This is a genomic window from Calditrichota bacterium (genome assembly GCA_020637445.1).
Classification (GTDB): domain Bacteria; phylum Electryoneota; class RPQS01; order RPQS01; family RPQS01; genus JABWCQ01.
The window spans coordinates 708,065-723,186 of record JACJVZ010000002.1; the positions used below are offsets into that span (position 1 = coordinate 708,065).

The 15,122-nt window shown below is 47.8% G+C and carries 10 protein-coding genes; 9 read left to right on the top strand and 1 reads right to left on the bottom strand.

The window, feature by feature from the left end:
* The first annotated feature begins 260 nt into the window (after positions 1-260).
* The 9 genes from H6507_10905 to H6507_10945 all read left to right on the top strand — a co-directional run bounded on the left by H6507_10905 (position 261) and on the right by H6507_10945 (position 11,603).
* Positions 261-1,703, top strand: a complete 1,443-nt coding sequence (locus H6507_10905) for a T9SS type A sorting domain-containing protein (protein MCB9369605.1) — start codon at positions 261-263, stop codon at positions 1,701-1,703.
* 18 nt (positions 1,704-1,721) lie between these two features.
* Positions 1,722-5,318 carry a T9SS type A sorting domain-containing protein gene (locus tag H6507_10910; protein MCB9369606.1) on the top strand — a complete coding sequence of 1,199 codons (3,597 nt, stop codon included), beginning with the start codon at positions 1,722-1,724 and terminating at the stop codon, positions 5,316-5,318.
* Positions 5,319-5,571: 253 nt separating this feature from the next.
* A complete protein-coding gene (locus H6507_10915) occupies positions 5,572-6,060 on the top strand; it encodes a hypothetical protein (protein ID MCB9369607.1) in 489 nt (162 codons plus the stop codon).
* 44 nt (positions 6,061-6,104) lie between these two features.
* A complete protein-coding gene (locus tag H6507_10920) occupies positions 6,105-6,497 on the top strand; it encodes a hypothetical protein (protein MCB9369608.1) in 393 nt (130 codons plus the stop codon).
* Positions 6,498-6,512: 15 nt separating this feature from the next.
* Positions 6,513-7,154: a hypothetical protein gene (locus H6507_10925; protein ID MCB9369609.1), complete on the top strand. Its 642-nt coding sequence runs from the start codon at positions 6,513-6,515 to the stop codon at positions 7,152-7,154.
* 254 nt (positions 7,155-7,408) lie between these two features.
* Complete coding sequence (locus H6507_10930) at positions 7,409-7,684, top strand: hypothetical protein (GenBank protein MCB9369610.1); 276 nt, start codon at positions 7,409-7,411, stop codon at positions 7,682-7,684.
* Between the two features lie 129 nt (positions 7,685-7,813).
* Positions 7,814-9,433 carry a TIGR04141 family sporadically distributed protein gene (locus H6507_10935; GenBank protein MCB9369611.1) on the top strand — a complete coding sequence of 540 codons (1,620 nt, stop codon included), beginning with the start codon at positions 7,814-7,816 and terminating at the stop codon, positions 9,431-9,433.
* A 100-nt stretch (positions 9,434-9,533) separates the two neighbouring features.
* Complete coding sequence (locus H6507_10940; protein ID MCB9369612.1) at positions 9,534-9,842, top strand: HNH endonuclease; 309 nt, start codon at positions 9,534-9,536, stop codon at positions 9,840-9,842.
* 561 nt (positions 9,843-10,403) lie between these two features.
* Positions 10,404-11,603: a WD40 repeat domain-containing protein gene (locus H6507_10945; protein MCB9369613.1), complete on the top strand. Its 1,200-nt coding sequence runs from the start codon at positions 10,404-10,406 to the stop codon at positions 11,601-11,603.
* A gap of 913 nt (positions 11,604-12,516) precedes the next feature.
* Here the strand turns inward: H6507_10945 and H6507_10950 are convergent.
* Positions 12,517-15,081: a hypothetical protein gene (locus tag H6507_10950; protein ID MCB9369614.1), complete on the bottom strand. Its 2,565-nt coding sequence runs from the start codon at positions 15,079-15,081 to the stop codon at positions 12,517-12,519.
* Positions 15,082-15,122: the final 41 nt, after the last annotated feature.

The window sequence follows — 15,122 nt, forward strand, 5'->3', positions numbered from 1 at the left end:
GTACTCTGTGTGCGCGAAAACGAGGTCAAATTCGGTTTCGTTTGCAAACAGGCTGACTGCACGAAACTCGTAGCTTTGCGGACAAAGTCTGCAAACACAAGATCCGCTTAGCCGATAGTGCGCAATTTCTGTCACACGCACACTTGTTCAATCTAACTTAAAACTCATCAAATAGGCTATTGACACTTATGAATCGGAACATTATCTTTGCCGCAGGTCTTGGGAAACTGGTTGGACAACTTAGCTCGGAGGCCTTGATCATGACGCGAATCTTATCTGCATTCAATCTTTTGAAGCGGGTGGGTTTCGCGGTTTTGTTGTGTGCCATACAAACGAGCGCGCAGGATTGGCAGACGCCAATTGTGCTCCCTGCCCAAGTGGGATCACAGATTGTAGTGGATAGTCTCCACCGACTGCATGCATTTGGAATGCTGCCGATCGGCAGACAACCAAACTCCATGTACTACTGCCGCTACGATAACTGGGGCCGACTGCTTCAGGAACCCGTTGAACTCGTGCCGGACACACATTGGACAGAGTACGCAGGATTCTCTGCGCTGATCGATCATTTGGATAGAATTCATGTAGTTTGGTACCGGCAATTCAGCGATGAACAAAGCACGGTGCAATTGATTTATGTCCGCCTTTCCACTGAAGGTGAATTCCTTCAGGAGCCCTATGTCTATGAGGTTTCGGGGAATCAACCCGGAGGTATTCAAGCGGACACATACCATTTAGTAGAAACGGTGACGGGAGAGGTCTGGGCGGCCTGCGGAGGGCATTACTTCGCTTTCGATATCAATGGCAACATGATCGAGCCGGTGCAGCGCCTGTATCCACATCCGGAATCAGGCTACATGAAATTGGCGGCTGCGCCAGACGGCTCGGTATGGGCAACCTACCGGAAAGAGGATAGTAACCTCGACACGCTCAAGACAACACGTCTCTGGCCACCGCCTCGCATTGAGGAAACCACGCTTATCTCTCACAGTCCGGGTTTCGGGCCGCAAGCATTCACAATTGATCGCTATGGCCAATTTCACTACATCATTTACACGGATGAACACGGCTTGTATTACCGTTTTGATCCACGCGGCTCAGGTATAGTGATCGAGACTGTCATCGATCCCTCGCCATATGGTGTGGGACTTTCGAACTTAATGCCCATCGGTCTCGACAGCTTGCAATTCATGTGGGGGCGAACCCTCCCTATCCCACACGGCGTCAACCGCGTTTGTTTCACGCTCGACGGCAATGTGGCCTTTGGACCAGTGTTGATTCCACAGGATCATTTTGGGATCTTTAACTACACTGGAATGTGGCGCGATGGCGGATATTGGATTCCAGGGCATGTATGGGGCGAGGAGACCGGTCCTGCCATGTTGCACATCCCCGGACCGAATGAACCGCTGACAGTACATGATAGACATTCTCAGCAAACATCACAGCCAAGTCTGCATGTGTATCCGCAACCGAATCTCGGCACACTTTATTTCAATCTGCCATCCAATTTACACGGAGAGACCAACCTAACAATCTACAACATTCTCGGACAGCAAGTGTTTCAAACGGGGGTGCAAGCACCACTCACAGCCGAATTCACAAGCGTGACGCTGCCGTCTGCTCTCGCAAGCGGTACGTATTTAATTTCACTATCTACGCAATCACTGTTAATGACAACTCGCTTCGTTCTAATCAAATAGCAGCAGAAGGAACTACTTATGAAAGCACTTATTGTAATGATTACGATAGTCTTGCTGGCGTATTCCGCTCAAGCTCAGACTGAATTGACGGGCTTTCCGATTAGCTTTACAAGGACATCTGGAACACCAGCTTACATCCATGAGCACGGCCCAGTTGTGGCGAACTTTGATGATGATGAAAGTCTGGAAATCATTGTACTATCTGACGCCAACAACACAGGTGACGGCCAATCTGACCGAATCTTGGTCTTTGATCCTGAATCTGCGACACCCGGTACTCCGGAATACACTCTTGATATGCCGACCGGCCTTCGCAACTTAGGCTATACTTTCAGTCATTCTCCAGTAGTCCTTGACGGAGACGGAGACGGAAACATGGAGATTGCTGTATGCGCTTGGAAGGCAAGCACTTTCGCGACAGGTAATTGTCCAATTTTCGGTGGTTCATGTAGGCATACTTCAACCTGTCTTCACTACGAAACCGCCGTGTTGTCATACGAATTTGGAAGCGCTACTCCTACTATTGTCTCGGGATCTTACAACAAACTAACAACACCATCCGTCGGTGATGTTACCGGTGACGGAATTGAAGACCTTATCTTTGTCGGAGCGAGCTTCAATGGCAGCGTAACAAATGCTGACCCGGATCCTACGCCGGGAAATGCATGGGCAAATTCAATCGTCACTGTGAATTGGACCGGAACAGGTTGGATTGACCACGAACATGTTTTTTCTTATTGTAATCCAAATGCAATAAATATTTCCAAGATTATTACCGAGACCACTGTGGCTTTGGGAGACATGGACAATGACGGAGTTAATGAAATCGTTGCCCTATTGCCGGACGCTGATGCCTCAGCGGGTGAAGCCGAAATGGTCATTGTCGACGTGACTGCGACTCCAGACGTAACAGTTATCCCGGTCCAAGGCAAGTTTGTTTATGAAGGCATCACTGGTAGAGGCTATTCGGGGCCTGTACTTGGCGACATCATTCCGGATGGTATATTGGATGCAGCATTTCTTGTTTTTGATGACGGGTCCATTGGCTCAACGCAACTTGCATTATACGATGGAAACACTGGTACGTTTGAGTTCCATGACGTACCAGCTGACTATCTGATCAACGGCGGAGATGTGCTCGCGCTGGCGGATGGACCATCAGAACTCGACTATCTGGACATCTATGTGCCAACCAGGAACGGTGGGACAACCAGAATGCACTGGTTTCGCTGGAATGGTACAGCTTGGGAATTCGCTAACAATCAGCTGGAATGGCCGAAGTCTTTTGATCAAACGCTCTCAACGGCTACAGCGGGTTACGCTCCAACGATCTCGTCAACGAATGAAAACGGCGCATTGGAATTAATCAGCCAGTTCGGGGCGGGCACGAACAACTCCATTCGCATGCTGAAGCTCAATAGTAACGAAGGCAATGACGTGACGTGGGACATCGCGGATGATTACGTTTCAGACTACAGTCATCAGAGCGCACCAACAATTGCCGACGTCAACGGCGACGGTATCAGCGAGTTGATCGTAGAAGTCGACGAGGGAAACACCGAAGGAACGATCCATGCCTACGACTTGGGGATCGAATCCAATCCAGTCAAAAATCAGTGGAATGGCCTTTTGAACGGCCCCAAGCATACCGGGCGATACGCTCAACCTGTCCCGTACATACAATATCCGACCAATGTGAGTTGGAGTGGTCGCATAAGCGTTTCAGCATCAGGTTACTATGTTCCTGATGGATACAATCTCGTTATCGAGCCCGGTACCGTGATTGAGTTTGATGAGTATGCAGACCTTTGGATCGAGGGATCACTTACGGCAGTCGGCACGCCTTCGGAACCGATCATTTTTGCATCTCGAGTTCCGGATACACGGTGGAACGGACTAATTGTTTCATATGGCAGCGTAGTTCTAAACTATGCAAGTTTCAAGGACTTTAAGGATTACGGCATTTATACCGACACCCCTTCTTCAGTTTCGATCAATCACACTGATTTCGATTGTTCAAGTCTTAGGTTGGGTGGCGTCGGGTTGCTATTGTGGAATAGCCCAACCGTATCGCAAGTTGTTAAGAACTCGTTTGTTCATTCTGTCGCCCCAGACAGCCAGTGCGCAGGAATGTACTTGTACAACTGCAAAGTGGACTTCGACACTGTAACAATTGAAGACTGCGATTGGGTGAATTCTTACATCAAGAAAGTCACTGGAAGTTTTTACGGTTGTACTTTCCGTGACCGTGTAGATTATTACTCAATTTACTTTAACTCAACACCGAACACGCCTAACTTCCGCTGCTGTACCTTTGAAGATCTTGCACCCTCTTCCGGAACATGGCCGACGACAATTTACTGTGCCAGCGGAACTATGCCATCTTTTGGCGCGGAAGGCACCACGTTTAGCGGTGTAAGTAATGTCATAACGGATTTTAGCAACTCACTGATGACGATGAATGGCTCGGTAAACCTGCCAATAGTGGATTCCAATCCACAGTATCAGATCGAAACAAATGGCGGTCACAACGACTGGATTCAGGAAAATAGCGGCGGTCGTTTCTTTATTCGAAATAGCCCAGGGACTACAACATATCCTTGCACCGAGCAGTATTGGAGTCCCGATGCTCAAGTGGGTATGTTCGATCCACAAAATGGTGGAACGACGTACTGGAACTATTCATCGCCAATGGAAGATCCGTGGACGTTGTGCGGAGGAGCAGGCGGTGGGATTGAGCAATCTGTGGGCGATGGTCCACTTGCGCGTAACAACGGCAATCTCGATGAAGACGATTTGTATGATACATTTGCAGAAGCGCTTCAATACGAACAGGCGGAAGATTACCTTGCGGCACAAGAGCTGTTCCGCTATGTCACGGAGAACGCAAGTGAAACAAGCCTTCGTTGGAGTGCATTGGCGCACGTGGTCATTTGCGAGTCATTTACGCAGGCAAGTGGATCGTGGGGTTCTGACCTGATAAGCAGTATGATCGAACTCGAAAACGACTACGAAACTCGGGTGCTCGGTGATCGTTTGCGCGCAAGCTACTTCCAGAATCGCGGTGAGTTTGATTCAGCAATTGAGACATGTACAGCGCTTCTATCAAGTGGACTAACGTTCGCAGATTCAATTCAGGTCGCCACTGATCTTCTGGGAATCCAAAGTTCAATGGACGGTCACGACGGCGGGAGCCTTGACGGAATGTCAGCTACACAGATGATTCCGCCCTCACTTCGTGCTGAAACCACGGAAGAAGTTGTGACTATTGAGCGTGACTTATTCTCGTTGCTCAATCCTGTGACAAGAGAAGGTCGAAGCCAGAAAGCGATTCCGGGAGATTTTCGCCTGTATCAGAACTACCCGAATCCGTTTAACCCGACGACGCAAATCGAGTTTGACCTGCCGGAAACATCAAACTTGACGCTGAAGGTGTTCAACACGCTTGGTCAAGAGGTTGCAACGGTTAGCGATGGCAAGTTCAACGCTGGCCACTATGTGATGACTTGGAACGGCAAGTCCAACGCTGGCATCGATGTCGCAACTGGCCTTTACATCTATCAACTTAAGGCTGGCTCGTTCTTGGATACCAAGAAGATGATCCTGATGCGGTAGTTACTTGGTCAGTTCAAATTCAGAAAGCCCCGGCAAGTGTCGGGGCTTTTCTTTGCCAAGGTTCTTGGGGCTGTAGTCGGCCGCATTGACTACAGAGGTCTCGTTACGAAGTTGCGTGTCAAAAATAGTCGCCGTTTATGTTAAGTTGTTAATTGATAATTGGATACGGTTTTAACATATCGAGACAAGCCATTTGGCTGAATACGCATCTTCTTCTTATCTTGAATCATAGCCCAAACCACCGGAGCCAAACATGACCGTGACTATTACAGAAAGACTCCACGACTTCCTTTTTGAGAAGAAGCTTATCACGGAAGTCGCGAAGCGAATGGGAAAGAAGTTAACGACGCTAGCGTCTGAGCTTAATCCCGGTGCATCGTATGCAAAATTTGGCATCAATGACTTTCTTCCGTTGTGTGTTGCGGTACGTGAAATGGGCTATGGGGACGAACTCGACGCCATACTTCACGAGTATTTTGAAGCCTTGAAGTCTGGAACATCATCCCAGAGCGAGCCCTATTCGTCCCAAGAGCTTTCTGCTATGGTTGTAGAGTTAATGACCAACACCGCGACTCTTGCCAACAAGGCGTCAAAGCTGTTTGGCACCACCGACAAGCGGGAACTTCGAGAAGTTCGGTCATTGATCAGCCAGCATCTGCTTCCGACCGCTCTTAAGCTGGCTGCTTCAATTGACTCCGAATTGGACTCCGGTTCGGACACCTCTGTAGAATTTGCAAACTAAACCTCAGACTAATAATACCTGTTACCACCTTAGGAAGCTTAATAATGGCAACAAAGAACTTCGCAATTCGGCTTGACAATAGCAGCAAACAGACCGGCGACTTCACGTTGAAATTGCTGGTCGACGCCGGGACAAACGCAACATTCAAACTAACGTTCGTTGAAGCCGGAACGACAAACAGCCTGGACTTTATTTCTAGCAAGAACGGTGTTACAAAGAGCCACCCTTACTCTGCATCAGTTACCGGTACTTCTGCCGCTGTTGAGCTTAGCAAAACCGATCTATCTGCAATCTACGATGATGCTGATGGTGGAGACTGGGACTATGTTCAGGCTCAATGGACTGTTGGAAAGGTTGATGACAACGGCACATCTAACAACTATGTCTTGCAGGGAAACCACGTGTATGACGGAAGTGGTTGGCCCCCAATCTTGTAGACTGCCTCGAGGCTAATGGCTTTTCAAACTGTTATTTATTATTTGGGATATTGTGCGGCCCTCTATCTTTACAAAGATATGGGTCGCGTTTTTTTTGTGCCGATGCTCGCGAATATGTGGTTTAATCTTCTGATTACGTTTGAGATATATCGAGAGGTAGATTTTCGATGGTTTATTGCGGTTCATGGACTGTTTTGGCTGTGCTGGATATTGATTTTGGCTAGGCCATCCATTAGTCGCTTCGAGATAGGTGGAAGTATTATTCTTTTGGTTAGCGCCTTCTTTTGGGGAACGCTGCCTCGGCTAATGGAAGAAGCGAACGCGCTGAGCGCCATAATCGAATTGTGCACACAGATCTGGACGACGTGGTATTTTTCCGGCTTTCTTGTTGTGCTTGTGGTCGTGTTGAGAAGCACTGTAGTCGCAAGGTACAAGAAGGACTTTGTTGACATTCTGACGAATCCAAGAAAGCGATTCCTTATCCCGCTCGGACTTTGTTCCGGCATGATTGGCTTTACCCCTCTCTTGGGCAGTGTGGTTCCAGACACCGTGCTTTTGCAGCGGTTCAACATAGGATCTCAATTAATGGTTTGGGGCTGGGTTCTTCTTGAAACACCCTATTTCATCATGTATGAACGACTACGACGGCAACAGTAACCCGGTTTGAATCAAAGCCCCTAACAATCGTTTGGGGCTTTCTTTTTCCCTTTAATTCCTCTGTAGCTTTGGTTTTTGACTACAAGTTGTTGAAATTACAAGTGGGAACCGACCCAGGGTGCGGCGATTTGTGCGCAGATGGTTTGAATGGTAGGATATTTCTTCGGACATTTTAGAAACGAACTGAAAGGTATTTCTTTCTATTGGGTACTTTCTTTGAGAACACCCACCGATTCAACATATGGGAGGTTCGGATGGCATCGAAACCAACGGGGACAAGACAATTGCAGAACTCAAAAACCGACATTCGCATTCAGGGCCAGGCATTTCCTAATGACTATCGGGATGCCATGTCCATTTTCATACGATCATTCGTCACGACAGTCCTTCGGTCAACGAACGGCAATATCTCGCAGGCCGCGCGTCAAATGAACATCGCGCGACGAAATCTTCAGTTAAAGGTAAAAGCACTGGAGATTGATGTCGACGCTTTGCGTAATGGCGAGCAGCAATCGGACATTGTGCTTTAGTTGTCTTACATCGAGCAAGGTAAGTGGCCTTATTGAATCACCATGCAATTGTGTGATAGTGGAATGCAGCATCGCGTTAGGCATGAGCATCAAAGATCAGTAGGCAACTGAAATACTAAATAGAGCAATATGCCAACAAAATCGAAGATCTGGCGATTAACACTTAGGCTTATTAAGGACTCAACGGTTAATGCGGAAGATGCCTTAAGTAGCAAGGGCACCCTGAGTAAGTTCCCTCTGTCGTCAGGGCTTGACTTCAATGGTACTCTTTTCGTGAAAGAACCTGAAGGTCGCCCTCCTGACTGGGTATCGTTTCTATCAGATGGACTTAAAAGCAGTGATCGGCACAAGATCGAAAATATGTATAGCCAATCACTTTCAGCTGTGCTGCTTGTAGAGATAACGTACCGAAGGAAAAGTAGGTTCTTCGCCTTGACTTTTGGTCACGGACGTCACTTGCTAGAAACAAACTGTAGTGTTCAAGATTTTGGGCTCAAAGTGGCCCTAAACTCGGTCAATCCAGACAGTCTTCGTTCCATTGACGCTGCGACAATTGATGACAACACAATTCAGACACGCAAACAATCAAGTCAACAGTCTTCAATAGATGAGTTTGGTGTAGATACGAGTCGCGATTTGTTGCGCGCTGTCACTGGTATACCAAATGACCCCAAGTTTGCAAACAGCGTGTCGGGTGCAGAAGCGCTAGCGATTACATTACCGATTGAGCTTAACGACTTAGGCAACAAGTGTAAAGAGATACTAAAGGTCTATAAGGGCTCAAAATACAAAGAGCGATTTGCATGGGTTGACAACGTTGCTCTTGTGCGAAGCACTAGCACGATTTCGGACCTCGACAGAAAATTGGCAGACAAGCTTCTTGATAAGGAGTCAATTGGAGTGCACATGGCTCCACCTGCTATACTCCCAAACATTGATTCAGGCTTCCGATTCTCAACGGAGACGGATGAAGGCAATCCACATGCCTTCTTAGAGCTTTCTGATTTCATGTCGTCGATCAAATCCGGAGCAAGAATTGACATTGAGGCCCTGCGAAGGAAACATAAGGTCTTTGTCAAGAATTCACTGGACGGAACCATGGAACCAGCCTGGTCAGTATATGACTGCTTGGTTTTCGACACTATCTTGGATGGTAGTAAGTATGTCCTGTTTAGCGGAAAATGGTATGAAGTGTCAAAGGATTTCACGATTGCTTTAGCGAGGTATGTTGACAAAATACCATTGTCAAAACTAAAAGCACCGAACGCGCGCAGTAATGAAAGAGAAGATGCATATTCTAAACGTGCAACCAAATCTAGTGGCGGCAAGTGGATATTGCTTGACAAAGAGACCGTTAAGGTTAGCACGGCATCAGGCCGGATTGAGATTTGTGACATTCTTACAGATGCAGGTCAGTTTGTTCACATAAAACCGTGGCACCAATCTTCGACGTTAAGTCATCTTTTTGCGCAAGCGAGGATTTCTACCGATTGTTTACTAAACGATTCGAAATATCGGGAAAGTATCAAAGCCAAAGTGCCTGCCCTCATGGGTGCTCTGAAGGCGAAGCTTTCGGCTAACGATGTAGATCCAAAATCTTTCGAAGTTGTATTAGCGGTGATTTCGAAATCAGGCTATCGTTGGCCAACATCGTTTCCGTTCTTCTCGCAACTGAACTTAATGCATACGAGCAAATGGCTAAATGACCGTCAGGTGAAGCACAGCCTGTTACATATTGTTAGGTCTTAGACTTTCGCTGTTGGTGCGCAATAACATTTCAGTTTGGCCAGACAACAAGCTTAAACAAACTCACAAAACCCTCAAAGCCATAAATTCAAAGAGGAACATAATGGCACGACAACATGGTACAAAACGTGATGGATCTTCGTTTGGCGAAAGCACCGTGACGGCGGTCTGGGACAAAGGGACTGTTGTTGCGGGCCGAGACGCAGCCGAGTACCGCAAAGACAGTTGCGGTGCCATAATTCGGAGGGCGTCATATGGAACGCTTGGTGATTTTGGATGGGAAATTGACCACGACAAACCCGTGGCAAAGAATGGGTCAGACGATCTTAGCAACCTCCAACCTTTGCATTGGGAGAATAATCGGCACAAAAGTGACGACTATCCAAATTGGTCGTGCAAGAAGAAATCGTAAGTGGAAGATGGTTCTGGGACGCACAAGGTCAGCAGTTTGCTGACCTTTTCTTTGCCCGCAGGTTCCCCTTGACTTCCGCCTGATCCCTTCGTACATTTAGACTTCCTGCCAAGCGGAGACTTTTGAGTCTTCCGTATAACGTAAGTATCGCAGACAGCCTGATTTCCGTTTTGGAAGTTAGGCCTCTGGTCGTTTACGTTGTACGGACTCATCCGCTTGGCAGGAACTAAGCGTTGGGCTGTCAGCGAAACCCAGAGGTCTTTTTTGTGCCTTGGAATCACTGTCAGACTTTGTTCCCAAGATTCCGGAGGCACAATGCGGTACCTTGTTGGATGTGTGATCATTTGCTCCCTTCTAGTCGGATGTGCCACGAATTCGGAGAAGGCACAAGAGATGCTTCGGCAAGGGAATTTCGCAGAAGTAATCACGACGTTTGCAGAAGATCAAAGCTGCGAGGCTTGGCGAACGGCCGCATGCGAATCACTTCTCGCACAAAGAGAATACTCGCTGGTCTTAGGCTTAACTCCAGAGACCTTTCAGGCGCAGACAATTCGGAATTGCTTGGCAATTCTCGTTGAAAGAGAATCTCGCGGTGCGTTCTTTGATGTGATCGGACAAGCTAACGCAATTGCGGGCAGAATTCGCGGTGAAGGCGACAGAATCGGTGGTTTAACAAAATTTGATCTTCTCCAAATGATGGTTGGCCAGTATTACAATCGGCCGATTGGAGAAAGTCAGTTGTATGATGGAAAGCCTGGTGTTTCTTGGTTACGAGAACTTCTGACTCAGCAAACTGGCCAGATGTATATTGCGCCAAAGCTGACTATGAGTTCCGCTCTTGTCCATCTTGAAAATGCCGCATCTACTCTTGGCGAGATCGACAAAACTATTGATCCTGCTTTGTCTCGGCAATATGGACTAGATGCCGTGGCTCGATCTGTTGCAACCAAACTAGCGACCATAGACAAGGAACTTTCCGCCTACGAATCTGGAGTCTCGCAAGCGCAGGAGGAATTTGACGTTTCAACAGCAACGATCAAGACAAACAATATTCTTGCGTCAATTGCACTTGCCTTGTTGGCGGACTCGACAAACGAGCTTACTGCAATTATAGAGCAAGGAGAACTACTAAGCGCTACGTCGACTGCTTCTAACGATCCATGGAGCGTCACAAAGACACTGGCCGTACCCAAAGATCTGGAAAGCCCCGTGCGAACCGATTGCGCGTTCAGTCCTGACCTGAAGTACTTCGCGGCAGTTGGCGGGTCTTCGGGCAACGCGGGTTACTCTTGGGGTGCAATTGTAGTTTGGGATTTGGCCACTTCCAACGTTGTAGGTCAATATGACACCGACTCTTGGGTGCAACGAGTGTCATTTGTCGAGAACAGGCTGGTCGTAATAGGCGGAGAATTTGAATATATCGAGAAGGTGCTTGATCCAAGGGGTTATGGTGAAGTGAAGTTTGGTAGGGCGTCAGAAAAAGGACTGGACAAATTGGAGGGAATGCACAAGTATCACGAGTCGCTTCGAAGCCCGGGGGACAATTTTGAAATCAAAGCTAGTTCGGAGGGCGATCTCCCTAGTGTTAGGGCAACTAACGTGAAGACGGGCAACGTCGAGAAAATACTGATCGGCCATGACGACCCAATTGCCTTCAGCATGGACGGGGGCCTAATGGCAACCTATCAACCGAACGAGTGGACCTTTGCAATCTGGAGGTTACCACATAACGAAATCGCATCTTCAGCGAATGTGCCGTGATTCTCTGGCATAAGAAGTAATGGAATCACTACTTCGGAGGGCTTTTGTGGCGCAGAATACCGTTTGACCTGTTGTTGGACGCAGGCAACGCATTAATCAAATGGCTTAGACGAAGACATCGGCATCGTTGATTTTTTCGTTACCCAAATAGAAAGAGTAGGTTTTTGACCTACTCTTTTTAGTTACTACAGGTGTTATTGGAGACGCTAGAGACGATTACATGCCTGCGTTGATCTTTGTCAGTTTGGTGCACACGTGTGTCCCAAGTGGCCACGTACGGCAGCCACAGGAGCCCTATTAGGGCTTCCCCAGCATTATCCAACGCTAAGCGTGTTTTCCGCTTCCACTCCACCACCAACGTAGCGTAGGAGGTTCTCGTGGGCCGCGTCAGCCCATCCTGGCAGGGGTTGCTGTTGGCGGCGAACGGAATCCAGTCCAAAATCACTCCGGCGCTGATCCGGCATGGTGTGTTGGGACTTGCTTGGCAGCTTGTTGGCGCATTGGAGGAGTAGGCGGATGTATTGTGTGGTTGCTTTCATGAATTCTCCCAACTTGGCCGGTGACAAAAGTGACATTTCGGTGACACTCCGGTGACACAAATCGGACCTCTTAAGTTATTGTTTTTATTGTTGTGGTGACGGAAGTGACGCTTGTGACACTAATTTTCAAAACTATTTATAGGAACTGCCCACCCCGCGTTCCACCGGAATCCAAGGGATCATACACTTCCAGAAAACTTTTACCCAAAAACCTGTCACTTCCGTCACTTCCGTCACCGACTGTTCTTAATATATTATTTTTACTACAGTAATATAGGTGACATTTGGTGACACTTTTCAAAACCCGTTTGTCACTTTTGTCACCAACGTCACCCGGTCCGGGCTCCTTTGGAACCCAGACCCAGACCCGAAACCTAATCGAAGGCAGACGGCTTGGGCTTAGGCATCTCCGAACCCGTTCCCCCAGTTTTCCCGGTATCATCCGGATCCGCATAGAACCCTTTGTCACGCAGAATCAGGTACCCCAGACGCTGCGACTTCTCCCTGTGACTTCCATCGTGGGACAAAACACCCTGCTCCTGCAAGACGTTGACGTAGGCTTTGGGATTGGAACTGCCCTTGAATCGCAACTTGCCAATTAGTTCTCGAATTTCGCTTAACTGGACGTATCTCTTGCCGGGGGACTCCTTTGCACTGAATTGTATTCTGCCGAAAGGATTGAAGGGATCCGGATCGTCTACACCACAAACTAAGATTTCCGCCAATTCTTCTGTTTCAAGTTCAATAATGGTCTTAGCAGATTCGAAAAGCATACGAGCCAAATCTGTCATCGGCGCCGCTAATGTATAGCGGTTGTTAGATAGATTTTCAGAACACAACCTATCATAACGCTGCTTTAGCTCGGTTCGAATGTAATGCCCAAGTCTTGCCTGAAGCTTTGCTCCCAATTCCTTGTCGATCTTCTTCGCGTCCACTTCGGGCACGCCATAGATGAAGAAGTTATTGACGTTTTCAGACTTCGGTTTCTCCCGTGACTTCAGAAAGATCGGGCGTGGATCGTTGGTTGCGATAATAATATTGGCGTTATTAGGCACGTAATACGCAGGTGTATATTTTTCATTAATACGAATCACTTTGTTTCCCGTGATCTTCTTGATTTCGGTGTATTGCATAGGCTTATCACCGTTCGAGTTTTCATCGACGAAGATCAGTTTCCCCTTGAACTGGTCGTTAAACGTCTCATTCACGCCGACCCAACTGCCTGCCAATCTGGGGAAAATGCTGCTAACCATGTCGACAAAAGTTCCCTTACCGCTGCTGCGTTCACTGGTTAGAATGATCACCGGCAGCGTCAGATAGTTGGTGTAAGAATACATGGCCAACCAATCCTTACTGAAACCGCTGTACTCGCCAAACATAGTGTCCAGAAAGTTGTCGATCAACGCATTGTCCGTGGCTACAACTGGAAGGGCCGGATATTTGAATACTAGAGCGTTCTCCTGCATACGAAATTCATAATCAAGCTGTTCAAAGTCCGCGCTTCCAATTCTACGAATCTGAAATTGGTCATCCAGAAAACGGCGATTCAAATCCGTCAGCAACTTACGTTTGACATACGTGTAATCCGCTTTGTCACGAAAGGATTCTTCGTCCAGTACTTCCATGCTGATGAACTGGTCGGACCGTTTCTCCACTCGCAGAAGCTTGTTTTTGTAGGTGAACATCCCCGGGGACAGTGCCGCTTCGTAATACGGCTTTTGACATTTTTCACACCAGATATGGACGAAGTTGTAGGTATCAGATTTAAGCATTGCCGCATCATCGCTGCACACCGGACAGACGGCACAGATAGTCTTATGTCTGGGAAGCAACGCATACTTCGCTTCCTCGAGATTTACGACGGTCCAATGACCGTTGATCTTTACTACGATGTTGTCTTCCCAACCGATTCTAACGTAGTCCGGTGATTGCACAGTCTTCGTCCCAATCTTCCCCCAACCCGCCGGTGCCAAGGGTTTGGACGGAACAGGGCCAGGCCATCCCAGATATTTCAATCTGGCATAGGTCTGCGGATTGTATTCTTCACGATTCCGTTGAATTTTGTCATCTACTAGCTCGCGCGTATACTTGCCGGGCCTGCAATCCCTGCTTAGCACCTTGTGTATTTCTTCCGCGCCACCTTCGTATCCGCACAAGTTGGAGATGAACCCAAACCGCAGAGGTTCGTGCATTTCTGTGTCAGCGTTGTCAATGTTGTCCTTCATCCACTTCACAAACGGGCAAAACTTAAGAATCCGATCAAGTTCGGATCTTGGTTTTAGCGTACCATCCCACACGTGTTCTGGATAGTCCGATCTGACGTCTTCATCTCGTACGTCGTCAATGGTGATGTCAAAATACTTACCCGTTTCATTGACATGCATTTCGTACTTAGCACCACGCTCGGCACAGAACGGAAAGAACTGTCTGGCGGCATCCGTGCAGGCCGAGTCTATTTGGGGAAAAGCAGACAGCAGTTTCAAATAGACCTTCTTGCAGTCCCGAGAACTTACGAATCGAAGATCGCTCGGAGCAAAGGGGAGAATGACGCGGAATCGCTCCGCGACAATCCCCCACTTCTCCACGTTGTGTGATGTTGATGTATGTAAAATGTAGTTAAACGGCGCGAACACATTCATGGCTTCACTAATCGTCATGCCCGCGTCGAAGTCCAACGCGACGCCGGTCATTCCTACATATGTTGATCCGTGTCGCGTGCCATTCCAAAAATTAGTCGAGTAGTTTCTGGACGTAAATACTTCCTTCAATGATTTGATGTCCATCGATTCCAGTTCGCGCTCGTCAAACTGGTTGATCATCCCTGCGCGGTCTTTTGCCGCAATGGTCTGCCTCGACACGGATAGGCGAATGGTAAAATTGTTTTTGTTATTATTGTTGTTGTTATCGTTCGATAAATCTATTTCCGCGTTTTGTTCCATATGAATCTGAATCCTTCAATTTGAATATGATGTTCTTAACC